Source organism: Bacillus litorisediminis (genome assembly GCF_022808645.1).
GTDB classification, from domain to species: domain Bacteria; phylum Bacillota; class Bacilli; order Bacillales; family JC228; genus Bacillus_BF; species Bacillus_BF litorisediminis.
On the sequence record NZ_JAKZKT010000011.1, the window covers coordinates 62,743 to 83,386 of the forward strand.

At 41.3% G+C, this 20,644-nt stretch carries 14 protein-coding genes and 1 pseudogene; 13 read left to right on the forward strand and 2 right to left on the reverse strand.

The window, feature by feature from the left end; genetic code table 11:
* Nucleotides 1-16 precede the first annotated feature (16 nt).
* Both MLE14_RS07890 and metH read left to right on the forward strand, forming a co-directional pair.
* Nucleotides 17-1,870, forward strand: a complete 1,854-nt coding sequence (locus tag MLE14_RS07890; RefSeq protein WP_243297815.1) for a bifunctional homocysteine S-methyltransferase/methylenetetrahydrofolate reductase — start codon at nt 17-19, stop codon at nt 1,868-1,870.
* On the forward strand, nt 1,863-5,321 hold the full coding sequence (gene metH / locus MLE14_RS07895; RefSeq protein ID WP_243297816.1) for a methionine synthase: 3,459 nt from the start codon (nt 1,863-1,865) through the stop codon (nt 5,319-5,321). Before MLE14_RS07890 ends, metH begins: the two co-directional genes overlap by 8 nt.
* Before the next feature lie 162 nt (nt 5,322-5,483).
* On the opposite strand, the gene MLE14_RS07900 is transcribed toward metH, so the two are convergent.
* Nucleotides 5,484-6,452, reverse strand: coding sequence for a sugar phosphate isomerase/epimerase family protein (locus MLE14_RS07900; RefSeq protein ID WP_243297817.1), 969 nt, complete (start codon nt 6,450-6,452; stop codon nt 5,484-5,486).
* A 190-nt stretch (nt 6,453-6,642) separates the two neighbouring features.
* Between MLE14_RS07900 and MLE14_RS07905 the strand changes: the two genes are divergently transcribed.
* From MLE14_RS07905 to tnpA, 9 genes and pseudogenes are all read left to right on the forward strand, one after another.
* A complete protein-coding gene (locus MLE14_RS07905; RefSeq protein ID WP_243297818.1) occupies nt 6,643-7,632 on the forward strand; it encodes a LacI family DNA-binding transcriptional regulator in 990 nt (329 codons plus the stop codon).
* 149 nt (nt 7,633-7,781) lie between these two features.
* On the forward strand, nt 7,782-8,795 hold the full coding sequence (locus MLE14_RS07910) for a Gfo/Idh/MocA family protein (protein ID WP_243297819.1): 1,014 nt from the start codon (nt 7,782-7,784) through the stop codon (nt 8,793-8,795).
* Nucleotides 8,796-9,088: 293 nt separating this feature from the next.
* Nucleotides 9,089-9,895: a sugar phosphate isomerase/epimerase family protein gene (locus MLE14_RS07915; RefSeq protein ID WP_243297820.1), complete on the forward strand. Its 807-nt coding sequence runs from the start codon at nt 9,089-9,091 to the stop codon at nt 9,893-9,895.
* 25 nt (nt 9,896-9,920) lie between these two features.
* Entirely contained in the window at nt 9,921-10,922 is a 1,002-nt protein-coding gene (locus MLE14_RS07920) for a Gfo/Idh/MocA family protein (protein WP_243297821.1), read from the forward strand.
* A 140-nt stretch (nt 10,923-11,062) separates the two neighbouring features.
* Complete coding sequence (locus MLE14_RS07925) at nt 11,063-12,043, forward strand: ABC transporter substrate-binding protein (RefSeq protein ID WP_243297822.1); 981 nt, start codon at nt 11,063-11,065, stop codon at nt 12,041-12,043.
* 258 nt (nt 12,044-12,301) lie between these two features.
* Complete coding sequence (locus tag MLE14_RS07930) at nt 12,302-13,789, forward strand: sugar ABC transporter ATP-binding protein (RefSeq protein WP_243297823.1); 1,488 nt, start codon at nt 12,302-12,304, stop codon at nt 13,787-13,789.
* Between the two features lie 21 nt (nt 13,790-13,810).
* On the forward strand, nt 13,811-14,869 hold the full coding sequence (locus MLE14_RS07935; RefSeq protein WP_243297824.1) for an ABC transporter permease: 1,059 nt from the start codon (nt 13,811-13,813) through the stop codon (nt 14,867-14,869).
* A gap of 221 nt (nt 14,870-15,090) precedes the next feature.
* Entirely contained in the window at nt 15,091-15,843 is a 753-nt protein-coding gene (locus MLE14_RS07940) for an alpha/beta hydrolase (RefSeq protein ID WP_243297825.1), read from the forward strand.
* 209 nt (nt 15,844-16,052) lie between these two features.
* A pseudogene (gene tnpA / locus MLE14_RS07945) lies at nt 16,053-16,526 on the forward strand (IS200/IS605 family transposase); the annotation flags it as partial.
* 156 nt (nt 16,527-16,682) lie between these two features.
* Here tnpA and MLE14_RS07950 read toward each other — a convergent pair.
* Entirely contained in the window at nt 16,683-17,858 is a 1,176-nt protein-coding gene (locus MLE14_RS07950) for an MFS transporter (protein WP_243297826.1), read from the reverse strand.
* A 158-nt stretch (nt 17,859-18,016) separates the two neighbouring features.
* Between MLE14_RS07950 and MLE14_RS07955 the strand changes: the two genes are divergently transcribed.
* Both MLE14_RS07955 and MLE14_RS07960 read left to right on the forward strand, forming a co-directional pair.
* Entirely contained in the window at nt 18,017-18,880 is an 864-nt protein-coding gene (locus MLE14_RS07955) for a LysR family transcriptional regulator (protein ID WP_243297827.1), read from the forward strand.
* Between the two features lie 176 nt (nt 18,881-19,056).
* Nucleotides 19,057-20,631: an ATP-binding protein gene (locus MLE14_RS07960; RefSeq protein ID WP_243297828.1), complete on the forward strand. Its 1,575-nt coding sequence runs from the start codon at nt 19,057-19,059 to the stop codon at nt 20,629-20,631.
* Nucleotides 20,632-20,644 lie beyond the last annotated feature (13 nt).

The following is a 20,644-nucleotide window of genomic DNA, read 5'->3' on the forward strand; positions in this document are numbered from 1 at the left end:
TGGGGGTGAAACCTACTTGAGTTTGCTAGAGGATTTAAAATCAAAAGTATTAATTGCGGATGGTGCAATGGGAACTCTTCTATACTCTCACGGCATTGACCGTTGCATTGACGAGTTGAATATTTCAAAGCCTGATGAAGTCCTCAAGGTACATCAAGCTTATTTAAAAGCCGGAGCACAAGTGATTCAGACCAATACGTATGGAGCCAATTACCAAAAGCTTGCCCGATATGGTCTAGAGGACCAAGTGAAAGAAATCAATCAAGCGGCTGTCAGGATTGCCAATGAAGCTACCAATCTAAATCCAAATGCGTATGTTCTTGGGACAATAGGCGGAATTCGCGGAATCAAGAAAAGTGTAGCTAGTTTAGGAGAAATTAAACGAAGCTTCCGGGAGCAGCTTTTTTGGCTATTACAATCCGAAGTCGACGGAATTTTATTAGAAACGTATTATGACTTTGAGGAAATCTGTACGGTTTTGCAAATTGCCCGTCATGAGACCAATATTCCCATTATTGCTCAGGTATCCCTGCATGAAGTGGGTTATTTGCAGAATGGGATGGAATTATCGGATGCCTTATTCCAATTAGAACAGTTTGGCGCAGATGTAGTAGGAATGAATTGCCGATTAGGACCCCATCATACCATTCGATCTTTAGAAACGGTACCTTTACCCCAAAAAGCTTTTCTATCCGCCTATCCCAATGCAAGTTTACCGCAATATGTAGACGGTGAGTATACGTACGGAGGCGATGATGATTATTTTGAAAAAAGTGCTTTAGCCTTATATAAGGAAGGCGTTCGGCTGATTGGAGGCTGCTGCGGTACGACCCCAAGACATATTGCAGCCTTTGCACGAGCCGTGAAAGATAAAGAACCTGTCGTGGAAAAAGTGCTTCCCGAAAGAAAGGTGCAGGTTCAATTAAAATCGTCTGGGTCTTCAGCGAAACACGTTTATAAAAAAGCGAAAACCACAAGATCCATTATTGTTGAGTTAGATCCCCCTCGGCACTTAGATACTACTGTATTTTTTGCTGGTGCCAAAGCGTTAAAAGAGGCAGGTATTGATGCATTGACCATGGCTGATAATTCGCTGGCAACACCGCGAATCAGCAATATCGCATTAGCATCACGAATAAAAAATGATATTGGCATCCCGCCGCTTGTCCACATTGCTTGCCGGGATCGAAACTTAATTGGAATTGAATCTCATTTGATGGGACTTCACTCATTGGGAATTACGGACCTGTTAGCCGTTACAGGGGATCCGGCAAAAATCGGTGATTTTCCGGGGGCAAGCTCTGTGTATGACTTAAATTCCTTTGATCTTATCAAGTTGATCAAGCAGTTTAATGAAGGATTATCCTCCTCTGGAAAGCAGTTAAAAGGGAAGACTGATTTTTCCGTTGCCGGGGCCTTCAATCCGAATGTAAGGAATTTGGATCGTGCTGTGCAAAGGCTTGAAAAAAAACTGGCTGCTGGTGCAGATTACTTTATTAGCCAGCCCGTATACAGCGAGGAAAAAATGGTAGAAATCTATGAATCTGTTAAAGGATTAGATGTACCAATCTACATTGGCGTAATGCCTTTAACAGGTGCCAGAAACGCAGAATTCCTTCATAATGAGGTACCAGGCATTACACTTTCTGAACAAATTTTAACTAGAATGTCAGCATGCGGTACAGATAAACTAAAAGCCACTCAAGAAGGAATGGCCATTGCAAAACACTTGATTGATGCTGCATTCGATCTTTTTAATGGAATCTACCTAATCACCCCATTTTTACGATATGAATTGACTGTTGAGTTAACAAAATACATCCATGAAAAAGAGGCGCTGCGTAAGGAGAGGAAGGTATTTAATGGCTAATCACAGTTCACCCATAGGGCAACAACTGAAGAAAAAAATACTCGTACTAGATGGCGCAATGGGTACCATGCTTCAAAGCTTCAACTTAAAGCCAGAGGATTTTGGGGGAGACCATTACGAAGGCTGTAACGAATACCTCAATATTACTGCCCCTCAAGTTGTGTACGAAATACATCGAGCTTACTTAGAAGCAGGCGCTGACATTATTGAGACGAATTCTTTTGGCGGGACTCCTATTGTTTTAGACGAATATGGTCTTGGGGCTCAAGCCTATAAGATTAATTTTGAATCGGCTAAAATTGCGAAAAAGGCAGCGAATCAGTTTTCGACACCTGATTGGCCGCGTTTTGTAGCAGGTTCTATGGGACCTACGACCAAAACTCTATCTGTTACGGGCGGGATTACCTTTCAGGAGCTTGTGGAAAACTACAAAATACAAGCATTAGGATTGATTGATGGAGGAGCAGATTTATTATTACTTGAAACGAGTCAGGATATGTTAAATGTAAAAGCGGGATTTTTGGGAATTCAACAAGCTTTTGAAAAAACAGGTAAGACTCTTCCTCTTATGATTTCAGGTACGATTGAGCCAATGGGCACGACGCTCGCCGGTCAATCAATTGAGGCTTTCTATCTGTCATTAGAACATATGAACCCAATCGCTGTGGGACTGAATTGTGCAACGGGACCAGAATTTATGCGCGACCATTTGCGTTCTTTATCTGAACTTTCAGCAAGCGCTGTTAGCTGTTATCCAAATGCAGGATTACCTGACGAGGAAGGACATTATCATGAGACACCTGAAAGCCTCGCGAAAAAAATAGCTGCTTTTGCTGAAAAAGGCTGGCTTAACATAGCAGGCGGCTGTTGCGGTACCACCCCAGCTCATATTCGCGCCATTGCCCAAGCTGTTCAGGATATCAAACCTAGAATAGCCCCTTCCGCACGTAAAGGTCATGCAGTGTCGGGCATTGAACCTTTAATCTATGATGAATCGATGCGTCCTCTTCTTGTCGGTGAGCGTACCAATGTCATTGGGTCGAGAAAGTTTAAGAGACTGATAGCGGAAGGGAAACATGAAGAAGCTGCAGAAATTGCCAGACAACAGGTGAAAAATGGCGCACACGTTATTGATATATGTCTCGCTGACCCTGATCGTGACGAAAAAGAGGATATGGAGCAATTTTTAAAGCAAGTAGTCAATAAAGTCAAAGTACCTATTATGATTGATTCAACCGATGAAGAAGTCATTGAACTTGCTTTTTCGTATATTCAAGGGAAGGCCATCATCAACTCAATTAACTTAGAGGATGGCGAAGAACGCTTTGCTAAGGTTCTCCCTCTTGTGAAAAAGTACGGAGCTAGTGTTGTAGTGGGAACGATTGATGAAGCAGGAATGGCTGTTACAGCAGAAAGAAAATTGGAAATCGCTAAAAGGTCTTTTCAGCTTTTAACCAAAAAATATGGACTAAAGCCGAGCGATATCATTTTTGATCCTCTTGTATTTCCGATTGGCACGGGAGACCAGCAATACATCGGCTCTGCTAAGGCAACAATTGACGGGATCCGGTTAATTAAAGAGCACCTTCCTGAATGCTTAACAATTTTAGGTATCAGTAATGTTTCCTTTGGGCTGCCTCCCGTTGGGCGAGAGGTTTTAAACTCTGCATTTTTATATTATTGCACCCAGGCAGGCCTTGACTATGCCATTGTTAATACGGAAAAGCTTGAACGTTTTTCATCGATTTCTACGGAAGAAGTGAGGCTGGCGGAGGAACTCCTTTTCCGTACAACGGACCAGTCATTGGCGGCCTTCACGGATTTTTATCGCGGTAAAAAGAAAGAAGATACTGCTGATAAAAAATTAGATTTGCCACTAGCTGAACGGTTAGCTTTTTATATTTTGGAAGGTACGAAAGAGGGCTTGATACCGGATTTAGAATTAGCCTTGCATGAATACGAATCCCCGCTAGCCATTATTAATGGTCCGTTGATGGATGGAATGGCTGAGGTTGGACGACTCTTTAATGATAATCAATTGATAGTTGCAGAGGTACTGCAAAGTGCTGAAGTCATGAAAGCAGCCGTGGCCTTTTTAGAAAAATATATGGAGTCCGAATATAGCGGTGCCAGTAAAGGAAAAATTCTTCTGGCTACGGTTAAGGGAGATGTTCATGATATCGGTAAAAATTTAGTCGATATTATTTTAAGTAATAACGGCTATCAGGTAGTGGACCTTGGAATTAAGGTAGCCCCGAATGAATTGCTGCAAGCGGTTAGGAAGGAAAAACCAGATATCATTGGTTTATCAGGGCTGCTAGTCAAATCGGCGCAACAAATGGTATTGACTGCCCAAGATTTAAAACAAGCGGGTGTTGATATTCCTATTCTTGTTGGCGGTGCCGCCTTATCACGCCGTTTTACTGCCAATAAAATTGCACCTGAATATAACGGACCAGTGCTCTATGCAAAAGATGCAATGAATGGTCTGGAACTGGTCAACCAGCTGATGGATACGAATAAAAGAGATGTCCTGCTTGCGGATTTGAAAGAGAAACAGGAGAAGGCACAACAGCTTGCTGCAGCAACATTAGATATTCCAAGAACATCGGCGGCTGTGATTGAAAAGCCTGCTGTAACTAGGGATCATCCAGTCTTTTTGCCAAAAGATCTACATCGGCATATATTGAAGGACTATACCGTTTCTCATTTGGCGCCTTATGTGAATTTGCAAATGCTGTTGGGACATCACTTGGGTCTTAAGGGGAAGGTTCATGATTTATTGAAGGAAAGGGATCAAAAAGCGGTTGAGTTAAAAGAATTAATAGACCGGCTGCTTTTAGAAGGTCAGCAAGATCAAATCTTTAAACCAATGGGAGTCTATCAATTTTTCCCTGCCCAGTCGGAGGGGGATATGGTTTTGGTGTATGATCCGAATAATCAGAGCAGTGTAATTGAACGCTTTACATTCCCGCGACAAACAAAGGGGCAACAACTATGTTTATCGGATTATCTGAAATCAGTGGATAGTGGCGAAATGGATTATATTGGTTTGTTTGCTGTCACGGCAGGAAAAAGAGTGCGAGAGCATGGAAATTTGCTGAAGGAACAAGGGAAGTTTCTGGAAAGCCACGCCATCCAGGCATTGGCCTTAGAACTGGCGGAAGGCTTTGCTGAACGCATCCATCAGTTAATGAGAGATCAATGGGGGATTTCAGATCCAATCGACTTTACCATACCGGATCTATTTGCAGCCAAATACCAAGGGCAGCGATTCTCCTTCGGCTACCCAGCCTGTCCAGATCTCGAAGACCAAGCCAAATTATTTAATCTCCTAAGACCAGAAGAGATTGGAATCGAGCTAACCGACGGCTTCATGATGCAACCAGAAGCATCCGTCACCGCCATCGTCTTCTCCCATCCACACGCCCGATATTTTAGTGTTCATTGAAACAAAGGTGTGAAACAGAGGGACGGTTCTCTTGTTTCAGGGGAAACAGAGGGACGGTTCTGCTGTTTCAGTTACTACTTCTTTTGAAACGCAACAAAGGGACGGTTCTGTTGTTTCAGTCACTACTTTTTTGAAACGCAAGAACCGTCCCCATGTTTCACTTTAAGTCCACCACATGTCTCCGACAGATTCTTTTACCATCACGGGTTTTAGGGTTTGAATGGCTTTGGTAAATCCTTCATCGATGGACATGAGTCCGTCTTCGTGTTCGATGCTGACTACATAATCATAGCCGTAAAGTCGCAGAGTGCTAATGATATCAGCCCAAACTTTTATATCATGGCCGAATCCGACGGTACGGAAATACCAGGAGCGGTTTTGCATGTCAGCGTATGGTGTCATATCGGTCAGTCCATTTCGATTTGTATTGGCCTGATCTATGATGGTATCCTTTGCATGGAAATGGTGAATCGCATTTTCCCGACCTAATATTTTAATAGATTCGACCGGATCAATACCTTGCCACCACATGTGGCTTGGATCCAGGTTGGCACCGATGGCTGTTCCGCATGCTTCCCTTAAGCGCAGCAGGGTGGCAGGGGTATGTACAGAAAACCCGCCGTGCAATTCAAGTCCGATCTTGACATTATGCTGTTCCGCAAAGGCTGCTTTTTCCTTCCAATACGGAATGATTTTTTCCTCCCACTGCCATTTCAAGATTTCTTGGTATTCGTTCGGCCATGGCGATACTGGCCAGTTTGGGTATTTCGCATTTTCATGGTCTCCCGGGCAGCCTGAAAATGTGTTGACGACTGGAATCCCCAGTTTACTGGCGAGTTGAACAGTTTTGGTAAACACGGCATCCGCTTCTTCTGCGATATGCTTTTGCGGATGGAGCGGGTTTCCATGACAGCTTAAAGCGCTTACAATTAAGCCCCTGCTAGTAATCTTCTCCATAAATTCCTTCTGTTTTTGTTCATCCGCTAACAGCTCATCCACTTTGCAATGGGCATCTCCGGGATAACCGCCGGTCCCTAATTCTACCGCTTCAATCCCTTTTGCTGCCACATGATCCAGCATTTCTTCCAGATTTTTATCCGAATATAATACCGCAAAAACCCCTAACTTCATGAAAATTCCTCCTTTAGGTAATTTTGTAATCCGTTACATCCTATTATACATAAAAACAATTAAAATTAATATCTTTAAAACCTAATTTATTCGTGGACAGTGAAATATTGACAAACAATTCAATAAAATTTACAATCGTAACTGTAATCGATTACAATTTTGTATCATATCATTGAAAGTGGGTACCAACATGGCAAATATTCAACAGGTAGCGCAAAAAGCAGGTGTATCCGTTGCAACGGTTTCAAGGGTGTTGAATAACGCTCCGTCTGTAAGCCCCAAAACTAGACTAAAAGTTGAAAATGCTATTAGGGACCTAAACTATGAACCTAGCATGTTAGGGCGAAATCTGCGAAACTCTGAAAGTCGACTTTTACTAGTGTTGCTGCCAAGTATTTCAAATCCGTTTTACACAGAAATTATCAATGGAATCCAAAACACGGCGATTGCCAACAGCTACAACATTCTTCTTTGCGAGACAGATTCCAACCCGCAACGCGAAAACATTTACTTCAATATGGTAAAAAATAAGTTGGCTGATGGGGTCATTTCAATGGATCCGACAGTCAATATGCAAAAGTTAAACGAATTAGCGGAGAATCATCCCGTTATCCTCTGTAGTGAATACGAGGAAGGCGGATGTCTTCCATACGTGACCATTGATAACGAACTGGCTGCCTACCAGGCTGTCAAACATTTAATTAAACTGGGCAACGAAAAAATTGCACTTATTAATTCGGACGAAAAGTTCTTATATGCGAGACAACGTCGGAATGGATATGAAAGAGCACTAAAAGAGTTTAACCTTCCTATCCGGAACGAATGGATTTACCATACAAAGGATTTGGATTTTCAAAATGGTGTGCAGGCGATGAGAATGCTGCTTCAATTAGATGAGAAGCCATCCGCCGTTTTTGCTGTCTCCGATACATTAGCGATTGGAGCATTAAAGGAAGTAAACATGAATGGCTTACATGTTCCAAATGATATTGCGATTGTCGGCTTTGACAATATTAGCTTTTCCAACATGACAAACCCGACACTTACGACCATTTCACAGCCAATGTACAGAATGGGCGTTATTGCAGCAAACATGCTAATCAGCAGCATAAAAGGAGATAAAGTAGAAAACATTATTTTGGATCATGAATTGATCATTCGCGAATCATCAATGGGCTGAAACAGAGGGACGGTTCTCGCGTTTCAAAATGCGCAGAATGAAACAGAGGGACGGTTCTCGCGTTCCATCAAATGCAGGGCAAAAATGAAACAGAAGAACCGTCCCCCCGTTTCACCCCTGTTTCAAAAATAAGAGGGAGGTTATGCCTTATGGGAATTAAAGTGGGGATTATCGGGTGCGGTTCGATTACGAAGTTCCGGCATGCACCGGAGTATAAGGCAAATCCGCATGTTGATGAAATCGTTTTCTACGACCGCAACCTGGAACGGGCGAAAAGCTTGGCCGAGGCATTTGGCGGACGTGTGGCAGAAACGATAGAGGAGTTATTAAATGACCCGGCTATTGTAGCGATTAGCGATTGCTCTTCCAATGAAGCCCATCATATTAATACGTCCAATGCACTGTTAAGCGGCAAGCATGTGTTATGTGAAAAGCCCCTGGCTATTAGTGTGAAGCATGCCGAGGAAATTTTAGAAGCTCAGAGCAAATCAGGCAAGAAGCTAATGGTTGATCACAACCAGCGTTTTACAAAAGCTCACCAAAAGGCAAAGGAACTGATTGAAAAAAAGGAATTAGGAGAGGTTCTAACCTTTAAAACGACTTTTGGTCACGAAGGTCCTGAGAGCTGGGGCGTAAACAAATCGAATTCTACTTGGTTTTTCAAAAAAGAACGCTCTCACTCTGGAGTAGCAGGCGACTTAGGCATTCATAAAATCGATTTAATCCATTATCTGCTGGATGATGAGATCGAAGATGTGCACGCCTTCCATGGAGCACTTGATAAAGTTGACGAAAATGGAAATCCGATTGAGGTTTGTGACAATGTGGTATGTGCCTTAAGGACAAAGAAGGGCCGATTGGGAACAGCGGCATTTTCTTGGACTTATTACGGTTCAGAAGATAATTCCACGACGATCTATTGTCAAAAAGGGATTATGAAAATTTATCATGATCCGAATGCTCAGCTGATTGTGGAAACGAAGGATGGAGCTGTAATCAAGTATGAGCTAGAGCCAATTCAGACCAATGATAATCAAACCAAAACCGGTGTCATAGATGCCTTTATTGATTCCATTATCAACGATATTGAACCTCCTGTCACTGGCCGGGAAGCTCTTGCATCTCTTAGGGTAGTTGAAAAAATTTTGGGGACAGTAAAATAGTTTTGGGTCAGCAGACATAGAATCTGTTACAAGGCATTTTTCCTAAAATAATAATGGCAAAAGTGTCCACAGCCAAATAAAGGTCAGCAGCCAAAACTCACCGCTCAAACTCATATAGGCAAAAGGTAATAAAAAAATTTCGAAATTGTTTGACGATGGAATCTTTTTCTTTTAAGATATTTGTAACGGATTACATTCATATATGGGGTATAAATCCGATTGTTGTTGCAGTGTTTGTTTTTGTAAACACTTTCATGTGTGTAATCAATTACATATATGGCAGGAGGGGTGGCATGATTAAGCAGCTTGCGATTAATTCTAATACCTATCACGGCTTTTCGTTAGAGGATGCTGTAAAAGGGGCAAGCGAAGCTGGGTTCACACAAATTGAATTAGCTGCAGTGAAGGATCACACGGCTCATGTTTTACCTGAAATGTCATCAGGCGAACGTAACGAAATTAAGGCGCTGCTTAAAGCCTATGGGCTGAAATGTGTTGGAATTGGTGCGCACAGCAATGTCATGAGGGAAGAAGGAATAGCTAATTTAATAAAAAGCGTCGACTTGGCGGTAGAATTTGATTGTCCATACATCATTACCGCAACAGGAGATGCGCATCATGATTCAGATGTCATTGAAGACGTTGAAGTATTAGCCAGGAATTTAGAACCTGTACTTGTGAAGTGCGAAAAATTAAATAAGATGCTAGTCCTTGAAACACACGGAAATAATTTTGCATCAGGTCTTTCTTTACAAATGCTTGCCCGCTCACTCAATAACCGGGTCAAAATCAATTATGATACAGCCAATGTCATTTTTTACGGCAACATGCTACCCTATGATGACTTAGAAGCCTCCGTCGATTATGTAGAATTCATTCACTTGAAGGATAAACTAGGGGCTTATGATGAATGGAATTTCCCGGCTATTGGAGATGGAAATTTAGATTTCAATAAGATATTTAAAATTCTTCAAAAAGCAGATTATAAGGGTCCAATTAGCGTCGAAATCGAATTTACTCCTGCAGGTCCTGCCAATCTTGATGAAGTGAATCAGGCTGTTCAAAGGTCATTCAACTATCTTACTAGCATCCTAGAGTAAGAGGTTGGAAGGAGGACAGGACATCATGAAGAAAATCGGCATTGTTGGGCTAGGATTTATCGGGAAGACTCACTTTGAAGCGTATCGTCATATAAAAAATACTGAGGTAACAGCTATCTGTACCAGAAGTGCAGGAAATGACGAAGAAATTACGAGAGATTTCAAAGGCTCCTTTGTTACCGACTACGACGAGTTGTTACATAATCCGGACATAGACATCATTGATATTTGCCTGCCTACCTTTTTGCATGAAAAATATATCATGAAGGCGGCGAGAGCGGGAAAGCATATCATTTGCGAAAAACCGTTAACGTTAACACTAGAGTCCGCCAAACGAATAATAGAGGAAGTTGCTCAAAATGGCGTACAGTTATTTGTCGGGCATGTGCTGCGTTTTTGGCCTGAATATCAGGTTATAAAGTCATACTCTGAAACTGGCAAACTAAAAGAGATTGATTTCGTTCATGCCAAGCGGCTGGGGCAGGTTCCTAAATGGACTGATTGGTTTCAGCACCCTGAAAAAAGCGGCGGTGCCCTATTCGATCTTCATATCCACGATATTGATTTCGTGCATTATTTGCTGGGTGAGGTTGAATCAGTCTATGCAGTCGGGCACCAGAATAAATATGGTGCATGGGACCATGTAGTGACAACGCTTTCTTTTAAAAATAAAAGCAAAGCGTTTGTGGAAGCATCTCAGGCGATGCCCACCGGATATCCATTTACTTTTGTCTTCCGGGCGCAGGAAGTCCAGAGTGCATTGGAGTTAAAGATTGTGGCTGGTGAAAATATTGAGAATATCGATAACAGCCAGCATCAGTTTATGTACTACAGAGATGGGAAGAAGTCTTCTGTCGATTTTAAAAAAAGCGATGCCTTCCAAAATGAACTTTCATATTTTGTGAATTGCATAGAAAATAACAAGGAAAACCATGTGGTTCCATTAGACGATGTACTTTATACGCTGAAGCTGTTAAAGGCAATCGAAGAATCGCTGGAAACGGGAAGAAAAGTGCAAATTTGGTAATGGCACAGCGGGATGCCCCAAGAATATGCATCATTTTTTAGGCGTCAAATGAAAGCGCTTATATCAATGATTTTTTACGTTAGGGTTCCATTTTATTTTTTAATAAATTTGTAGTTTTTAAAACTAAGGGGGTTATGTTCATGAAAAAAGCATTAAAACTATTTGTGTTGCTCGTTTTGGCCATGATACCAATTCTTAGTGCTTGTGGATCAGATCAGACAGGCAGCGATACCGGTGGCGATTCTGGAGATAATTCAGGAGACAAGTATAAGATTGGAATTCTTGCACCAGCAGTTACACATGGCTGGGTAGCAGCGGTAGCTTATCACGCAGAAGCTCGTGCTAAAGAATTGTCTGATGAAATTGACTATCAAATCCAAACAAGCAGTAATGCACAAGAAATGACAGCTCAATTAGATGATTTAATGACATGGGGAGCAGATGCGATTGTTGCGTTTCCGCAATGGGAAGGAATGGAGGTTCCAATTCAAAGAGCACTTGATGAAGGAATCGAGGTTGTAAACTTTGACATTGTCATTGATGTAGATGGTGTTTACCGCGTTGCGGGCGATAACTATGACATGGGTGTTCAAGGAGCTAATTATATCGTTGATAAAATTGGGACAGAAGGAAATGTGGTCATCCTTGAAGTGCCATCTGCCGGTTCTGTTTCTGAGTTAAGAAAGCAAGGTTTTGTTGAAACAATTGAAGAAATTGCACCTGATATGAATCTTCAAACCTATGCTACACAGTTTACGCGTGAAGATGGATTGAAAGATTTTGCTGATATTTTAACAAGTAACGACAAGATAGATGCCGTATACTCAATGGATGATGAGACATCTATTGGTGTCCTTCAGGCAATCAGAGAAGCAGGCAGAACCGATATTAAAGTCGTAACTGGCGGCGGCGGTATGCAAGAGTACTTCAACATGATGCCAGAAAACGAAGATATCTGGATTCAATCCGCTCTATACAGCCCAGCAATGGTTAAAGATGCTGTCGATGTAGCCCTAAAAGTCCTAAAAGGTGAAGAAGTTGAAAAGGAAACGATTATTCCAACAACCATCGTAGACAGAGAGAACTATCAAGAATTCCTTGACGAAGGCTCACCATATTAATCAAGAAACATAGGGACGGTTCTTGTGTTTCATTAAGCGTCCGCTATCCGCAACCGCTTCTTTGGACGCTTCAGCAAGAAAGGGAAGCAAAGGTCTTCATTCCATAGAAAAAAATAAAAGAGGGGTTATGGCACAGCTATAGCCTCTTCTTTTAATCAAAAGGCAAGCGAGTGAAACGAGGGTGAAACAAGGGGACGGTTCTTGCGTTTCACAAATTGAAACAAGAGAACCGTCCCGCTGTTTCATGGAGGTGATTGCATGATTATTGAGATGAGAAATATTAGAAAGTCTTTTGGAAGCAATGATGTGCTGAAGGATGTTTCGTTTACGTTAAAAGGCGGCGAAATCTGTGCGCTGCTTGGTGAAAATGGAGCAGGGAAATCAACCCTTATGAACATTTTGGGTGGAGTTCTCCCAATGGACTCCGGCTCGATCATTGTCGATGGAAAGCCAGTCCATTTTACCAGTCCGGCTGAATCATTGGAAGCGGGAATTGCTTTCATCCATCAGGAACTGAATTTAATCAACGATTTGCCGATTTATGAAAATATGTTTTTAGGCAGAGAGCTTAAAACCAAACGGGGAAGCTTGGACCTCGAAAAAATGTACAAGGCCACCGAAGACATGTTCAAACGGATGAATGTGAATTTGGATCCGGGTACGATGGTTCGTGACCTTGATGCTTCTTATAAACAGATCGTTGAAATATGCCGTGCGATGATGACAAATGCGTCGATCATCATCATGGATGAACCTACCACCTCCTTAACGGATCAGGAAATTGAACGTGTATTTGCCATGATGAGAACGTTGAGTGACCATGATGTCGGTATCATTTTTATCTCTCATAAGTTAAATGAGGTTATGCAAATTTGTAACCGCTACGTTGTACTGCGAGATGGAAACCTTGTGGCAGAAGGAAATGTTAGCGACGTAACGACGAATGATCTGGCACGTTTTATGGTTGGCCATGATGTGAGAACAGAACCGTTGCTAAGAGAGAAGAGACTAGGAGACGAAGTTTTACGTGTAGAAGGACTTACTTACAATCACGTTTTCAGAGACATTAGTTTTTCTATCAAAGCCGGTGAGATTGTTGGAGTTACGGGACTGCTTGGAGATGGGCGCAGTGAACTCTTTCTATCAATCTTTGGAGCGGAACCCGTTTCAGCCGGGAAAATATTTTTAAACGGTAAGGAAGTAAAAATCAATAGCACCACTCAGGCAATCAAGGAAGGAATTGCGTACCTGCCACGTAATCGAAAAGAAAATGCGATTATCAAGGATATGAATATTATCGAAAATGCATCAATCGCAACTTGGCCGAAATTTTCAAGACGAGGGATCATTAACACGGGGAAGCATCTGGAGATTTTTGAAGAGCAGCGCGGAGCATTGCGGTTAAAAATGGGAGACCTCACTGACAGCATTACAAGTCTTTCCGGCGGAAACCAGCAAAAGGTGGTCCTCGCCAAATGGTTGGCAGCGGGCCCTAAACTGCTTATTCTAGATAACCCGACCCAAGGTGTGGATGTAGGAGCCAAAGAGGATATCTATAACATTATTTTGAAGCTTGCAGAGGAAAACATTGCGGTCGTCGTGCTTTCAAGTGAAGCACAAGAAATCATCCGGGTGTGTGACCGTGCGCTTGTCATGTATCACGGAGTTATTCAAGGAGAAGTTGCTGGTGAGGCAATGAATGAGCATACGATCATGAGTCTTGCTACAGGCGGGCAGCTGACATAAGTAGGGGAGAGGGAGCCAGTTATGAAGCCGAATTTAGGTAATACGAATGTAAAAAGTAATAGAAGCTTTTTCCAATGGTTCAAATATAAATGGTCAAATGAACCGCTATTTAGTATCTTCATTGCACTGATTATTATGGTTATTTTGCAGACGTTGGTCTTGGGATTTGATTATGATTCATTGGGGGAATGGTTTCAATCCTGGACGAACAACTGGATAAACATTCTTAGAAATAATGCAGGCGTCGGGATTGTTGCACTAGGTATGACTTTTGTTATTATGACCGGCGGAATTGACTTAGCGGTCGGTTCCACATTGGTTATTACAGGTGCTTTTGCGATGTACTTGCTTGATACGGGCACTCAAGGTATCTTGGGTGCAATGGGAATGACTGGAGTTCCAGCCATCGTTCTGACGGTTATTTTGGTTCTCATACTCGGTTATCTGTTAGGCTCGCTAATCGGTTTATCGATCACTAAAGGAAAAGTCCCACCGTTCATTGCGACATTAGGAGCGATGATGATTTTCCGAAGTGTGACCCAGCATTTCACACAAGGATACAATACAACATTGCCAATGGAGTTTTTGCAGATTTCTAGTTTTAAAATTGGCAATTATATGATCATGCCGATCATCTATTGGGCGGTTATTGCCTATATCCTTTACTATGTGTCCAAGAGAACCACTTTTGGAAGACAGATTATTGCGGTCGGATCGAATGAAAGAGCTGCGAAGCTTTCCGGTGTTAATGTGGAAAAAGTAAAGCTTCGTGTCTATGCTTTGATGGGTCTTCTCGTTTCAATTGCCGCTATCATTCAGGTTTCCCGTATCGGTTCAATGGACTATTCAAACGCCGGTCGGGGAATGGAAATGGACGCCATTGCCGCGGCAGTCGTCGGCGGAACCAGCATGGCCGGAGGAAGAGGATTCATCCTCGGAACCGTCTACGGTATGCTCATCATAGCTGTTATGAATAATTTACTGAATTTGTTTGGAGTCCCACCGTTCTTAAGAGAAGCATTTAAGGGTGTCATTGTTATAGGTGCAGTGCTCCTGCAGAGGAAGGAGAAGACAGCATAATAGGGTATGCAGACCGCCTTCTCGGCTAAAATGCTAATGCATTAAAGAGTTTTTCGATTCTCTCGTTTCAGGTGTATCTTATAAAGATCAGGTGTGTACAGCATCTGGTCTTTTTTATATCCGCCAAAAAAGGGTGCTTTGTTAGATCTTTATTATTGTTTAATAGAGACAATCAAAATGTAATATAATATTGTCAGAATACTTAGAAAGGTAGTGTTGATATGACGGAAAATTATGCTGTTTTACCAGAAGCAGAGGAGTTTTTTTATCCCGGAAACGAAATTGGTGTTTTAATTAGTCATGGATTCACTGGTTCTACCCAAAGTATGCGTTATTTGGGCCAGCGGATTGCCGAGCAGGGATATACCGTATACGGACCTAGATTAACAGGACATGGAACCGATCCAGAAGATATGGAACAATCTAGCTTTCAAAACTGGATAGCTGATGTAGAAGCGGGACTGGAAAAATTAAAAGAAACCTGTCAAACTATTTTCGTTGCAGGATTATCAATGGGTGGCACCTTAACTTTATATCTGGGGGAAAATCACCCGGAACTCGCAGGCATTATGCCGATAAATGCAGCTATTGACATGCCTGAATTAAAACAAAACTATGAAAGCTTCCGTAATACGGATAAACGTTTTCTAGAAGGGATTGGTTCAGATATCAAAAAAGAGGGCGTGAAAGAGCTGGCATACCCTCTAACACCAATCAAATCAATGGGAGATTTGCTTTCATTGATGGAACTTGTACGAAGAGATTTAAGAAAGGTTACAGTCCCAACACTCATATTTGTATCGGATATTGATCATGTCGTGCCACCTGAAAATTCGAAGGAAGTCTATGAAACTATTTCCTCGCCAGATAAAGCAATCGTTCAGCTGAAAAACAGTTACCATGTTGCAACCTTAGACAATGACAAAGAGCTGATTGCGGAAGAGTGTATTAAATTTATAAAAGCACATATTTAAAAATGAAACGAGGGGACGGTTCTCCTGTTTCACGATGTTTAATAGAAGGTCAGGTGCAGGCAGCACCTGATCTTTTTGTATAAATGAAAACCATACGCTAGGCGCATGGTTCCGGATAGCTTATAGCGATGTATTAAAAAAAGCCCACTCCTGGTGTTACAATAAATTTTGGTTCGCCAACCAAATTTATGTAACAAGGAGGGGCCCTTATGTCATCTGACATAAACAGTTTAGCACATACTAAATGGAATTGTAAGTATCACATAGTCTTTGCACCAAAATATAGAAGACAAATCAAATACGGAAAGATAAAACAAGATATTGGAACGATTCTAAGACAGTTATGTGAAAGAAAAGGTGTAAAAATTATTGAAGCAGCAGCATGTAAAGATCATATCCATATGCTGGTGTGTATCCCGCCAAAAATAAGTGTTTTATTATTCGTGGGGTATTTAAAAGGTAAAAATAGCTTAATGATATTTGATAGACATGCACATTTAAAATATCCGTATGGCAACAGAAAATTTTGGTGTAGAGGTTTCTATGTAGATACAGTAGGGAGAAATAAGAAAGTAATTGAAGAGTACATTCGAAATCAAATACAAGATGATATAGTCGCAGACCAATTAAGTATGGAAGAATTTATAGATCCGTTTACAGGAGAAGAAACAAAAAGAGATAGGAGAACCCCTTTTAGGGTTAGCCGGAAAAGTAGTGCGGTTGGCGAACTATTCAGAGCCCCTTGCAGGGCCTGGCCAGTAACGAAGGCTTTTAGCCGCAGAACAAACCACCCGTTTCACGGGTGGTTATGACCAATGTTTCTATTTTAAAAATCCTCGTTAAATTTCAGTCTTCTCGTTCTCTACTTTTGAAACGGAAGAACCGTCCCCCTGTTTCCTTGGTCTAATCACAAATATGCCGCCAAGGAGGAGGGTGCCGCTGATGTAAAATACTGAAATGACGCCTGCCCAGGTACCGACCAATCCGAAAAATACCGGTGCGATCAATTGGGATAAGCGATTGCCTGCTAGACGCAGTCCAAGTACTTCACCTGTGCGCGATATGGGGGAGGCGTTATAGGTCGTTGCCATTGATAGCGGCTGGCCACAGCCTAATCCCAGTCCCATCAGGCCACTTAATATAAAATACAGAAGAACATTGCTCGTTAATGGGACTAATAGAAAAGCGATACCTGCAATACATACAGATGCCAGCAGGACAATGTCTCTTCCAAACGTATAAATAAGTTTTGTTAGGAATAAACGAATGGCAATTGTAGCTAACCCTTGAGTAGCAATAATCCAGCCGATCGCAGATTCGGAAATATCATTATGTTTAGCGAAAAGCGGGAAGTAGGCCACAAATATGTCCTTTGAATATAAAACAAGCGCACTTGTGAGTAATGCTTTTCGCAGAATTGGCATTTTTAATAAGCTGAGCGAAGAAGATATTTTGACTCTACCAATATCCTTTTGTTTCTTAATCACCGGGATAAAAAGCGACAAAACGATTGGTAAGAAATTAATAATGATAGAAACGAAAAAAGCAGAAGAATAGGATATATACTCTGCAAGATATCCGCCGATCACGGGTCCGATTAAAGCTCCAATCGCAACGGCCAATGCATACATACTAAAGTAATAATCACGATTTTGGTCCGATGCTGAGTTACCTAAAATATTTTGGAGAGAAACGGTTATAAAAACATTGGCGATCCCTACAATAAATTGAGATGCGTAAAGTGCAGCAATGGTCGGAAAAAGATAAGGGATTGCCATTCCGATTGAAATTCCAATCAGCCCTAAAAAGGTCGGGAGCCGGTCTCCTGCATGATCCGCAACTCTGCCTGCATGGATCGCAAATAGTAATGGAAAAAATGCATATGCCGCTGTTAAAAATCCAATATCTAATGTCGATGCGCCCATATCTAACGCATATAAAGTAATAATCGGCCTCGTAAGATTCATGATCGTTTGGAATCCAGCTGTGATGATGATGACTTTCCACAATAACATGTCTGACCCCTCACTTAGAAGCACTTTAAACCTGTTCATCCGAAATGCTTATTGCCAACTGTCTATGTAAACAGTAATATACATACAACTATAAGTAAAATACTCTAAATCGATAATCAGCCATAAATAAAATGAATATCTAAAATAAGGAGTCGGTCATGAGAAGCCAGGATTGGGAGATTGTAAAGCTTTTATTTAAGCATAAAAATATTACAAAGACAGCGCAAAGCTTGTATATATCACAGCCTGCTCTAACCAATCGCATCAAACAAATTGAAAAAGAGTTTGGCATTCAAATGGTAAACAGAGGCAGAAGGGGAGTTCATTTTACCCCTCAAGGCGAATATTTAGCTAAATGCGCAGACGAGGTTCTAAAAAAACTTCAAGAGATAAAGGAAAAATTAGCCAATATGGACAACGATGTAGTCGGGACCTTAAAGCTGGGGGTTTCTAGTTTTTTTACTAAGTATAAACTGCCCAGGATTTTGCGTCTTTTTAAAAATCAGTACCCAAATGTTGAATTTCAGGTAATGACTGGGTGGAGCAGAGATATGTTGAATGCACTTTATAAAAAGGATGTGCATATTGCGTTTGTTCGCGGTGATTATCATTGGCAGGGACCTCAGCAATTTTTATTTGAGGAACATCTGTGTATCGCTTCAATAAAAGAAATCAAGGTTGAAGAGCTTCCTTATCTCCCAAGGATTAATTATAAAACTGATCACTTGCTAAAGGCATTAGTTGATAACTGGTGGTCAGAAAATTTCTCAAAACCTCCGATGGTAACAATGGAGGTCGATCAGATTGATACTTGTAAAGAGATGGTAGCCAATGGTCTTGGGTATGCAATCGTGCCGAGTATGACCTTAAATGGGATGGATGAGATTTACAAAATTAAATTATGTGATAAAAACGGCGAACCCATCGTACGAAAAACGTGGATGTTTTATCATGACGAGTCATTAGACTTAAACATCGTAAAAGCGTTCGTCTCTTTTGTGGAAACGCTGGATATACAATAAAACAAGGGGACGGTTCTTCTGTTTCACTCCATGAAACAGAAGAACCGTCCCCTTGTTTCGTTGTTTCGCGCCATTGTTTCCCTTCCTTGATAATTCAGACTATTCTGCATAAAATATACATAATAAACTACTAATTTGGGTTAGCGGAAAGGGGCTGTGAAGCGATTAGAGTCTCATTGCAAACTAAACTTCTTGTGCTTATTATTTCTTTATTATTATTTGTCATTATCTTGTTGACGGGAATTTATTCGTATTTTGAGACAAAGCAGACAGAACAGCATATGGGACAGCTAGCTTTACAGGTTGCCACTACTGTTTCTTTAATGCCGGGTATAAAAGAGGCTTTTGAATTAGATAATCCTGCAGATGTCATTCAGCCTATTGCAGAGAAAATCCGGAAAGAGGTTGGTGCTGAATATATTGTCGTCGGAAATAAGGATAGTATTCGCTATTCGCACCCCCAGCCATGGAAAATCGGTAAAAAAATGGTGGGGGGAGACAATGATTCCGCCTTAATTCACGGTGAATCTTATATTTCAAAGGCGGTTGGTTCTTTAGGACCTGCCCTTCGCGGAAAAGCGCCAATTTTTGATCAGGAAGGCAACATCATTGGAATTGTATCTGTTGGTTTTATGCTTGAGGACATTCAGGCCGTCATTTTTAATAAACTTATTAACTTTAGCCTGATCGCTCTCTTAGTGTTAGTACTAGGAATTGGAGGCGGTATCTTGCTTGCAAGAAATATCCGAAAAGATACTCTTGGATTAGAGCCCCGCCAGATTGCTTCTCTGTATAGAGAACGGAATGCCATCTTACATTCTATTAAAGAAGGAATTATAGCGGTTGATGACAAGGGTATAATCACGATGATGAATCATACTGCCAGAAATATGTTAGGCATATCGGACAATCCAATCAATCAGCCAATAGAAAAAGTAATTCCAAATACAGAAATGTATAGAGTATTAGAGTCAGGAATCTATGAAAGTGATCAGGAAATGATCCTAAGGGATCGGGTCGTCATTGTCAATCGCACACCGATTCTTGAAAAAGATAAGGTAGTTGGAGTGGTTGCTAGTTTTAGAGATAAAACAGAAGTTACGGAAATGATTAATACATTGTCTGAGGTAAGAAAGTATTCGGAGGACTTAAGAGCCCAGACCCATGAATACACGAATAAATTATATGCGATATCCGGGCTGCTCCAATTAGGTGAATATGAAGAGGCAATTGAATTTATTCAAGCAGAATCAAGCTTTAACCAAATTCAGAACCGTATTTTATCAGAGCAGATACAGGATCATAAGGTACAGGCTATTTTACTAGGAAAATTAGGGAAGGCGTCCGAACATAAAATCACTTTTATCATTGACCCTAACAGTTTTTTGAAACCGCTGCCAAAGCATATTGATATTTCTAAATTGATTACGATTTTAGGTAATCTGATTGATAATGCATTTGAGGAGGTCATGAAAAGTCCAAAGAAAGAAGTGACCTTTTTTGCCACAGATATCGGTCATGATATTGTGTTTGAAATAGCCGATACAGGTAAAGGCATAGATTTTGAGAACCAGCCTGATATTTTTGAAAAAGGGGTTTCAAAGAAAAAAGGAAAAGACAGAGGATTTGGGTTGGCGATTGTGAAACAGGTTGTAGCTGAATTGAATGGAACCATCGAACTGCACAACCAGCCAGAAGGCGGAGCTGTTTTTTCTGTATTTATACCAAAACAAGTCAAGCATGTTAGTTAGGGGTGAAAGAGGT

Excerpts from the sequence above, each read along its gene's own strand:
- metH (WP_243297816.1), top strand. The coding sequence starts at position 1,863 with ATGGCTAATCACAGTTCACCCATAGGGCAACAACTGAAGAAAAAAATA.
- MLE14_RS07900 (WP_243297817.1), bottom strand. The coding sequence starts at position 6,452 with ATGAAGTTAGGGGTTTTTGCGGTATTATATTCGGATAAAAATCTGGAA.
- MLE14_RS07905 (WP_243297818.1), top strand. The coding sequence starts at position 6,643 with ATGGCAAATATTCAACAGGTAGCGCAAAAAGCAGGTGTATCCGTTGCA.
- MLE14_RS07910 (WP_243297819.1), top strand. The coding sequence starts at position 7,782 with ATGGGAATTAAAGTGGGGATTATCGGGTGCGGTTCGATTACGAAGTTC.
- MLE14_RS07915 (WP_243297820.1), top strand. The coding sequence starts at position 9,089 with ATGATTAAGCAGCTTGCGATTAATTCTAATACCTATCACGGCTTTTCG.
- MLE14_RS07920 (WP_243297821.1), top strand. The coding sequence starts at position 9,921 with ATGAAGAAAATCGGCATTGTTGGGCTAGGATTTATCGGGAAGACTCAC.
- MLE14_RS07925 (WP_243297822.1), top strand. The coding sequence starts at position 11,063 with ATGAAAAAAGCATTAAAACTATTTGTGTTGCTCGTTTTGGCCATGATA.
- MLE14_RS07930 (WP_243297823.1), top strand. The coding sequence starts at position 12,302 with ATGATTATTGAGATGAGAAATATTAGAAAGTCTTTTGGAAGCAATGAT.
- MLE14_RS07935 (WP_243297824.1), top strand. The coding sequence starts at position 13,811 with ATGAAGCCGAATTTAGGTAATACGAATGTAAAAAGTAATAGAAGCTTT.
- MLE14_RS07940 (WP_243297825.1), top strand. The coding sequence starts at position 15,091 with ATGACGGAAAATTATGCTGTTTTACCAGAAGCAGAGGAGTTTTTTTAT.
- MLE14_RS07950 (WP_243297826.1), bottom strand. The coding sequence starts at position 17,858 with ATGTTATTGTGGAAAGTCATCATCATCACAGCTGGATTCCAAACGATC.
- MLE14_RS07955 (WP_243297827.1), top strand. The coding sequence starts at position 18,017 with ATGAGAAGCCAGGATTGGGAGATTGTAAAGCTTTTATTTAAGCATAAA.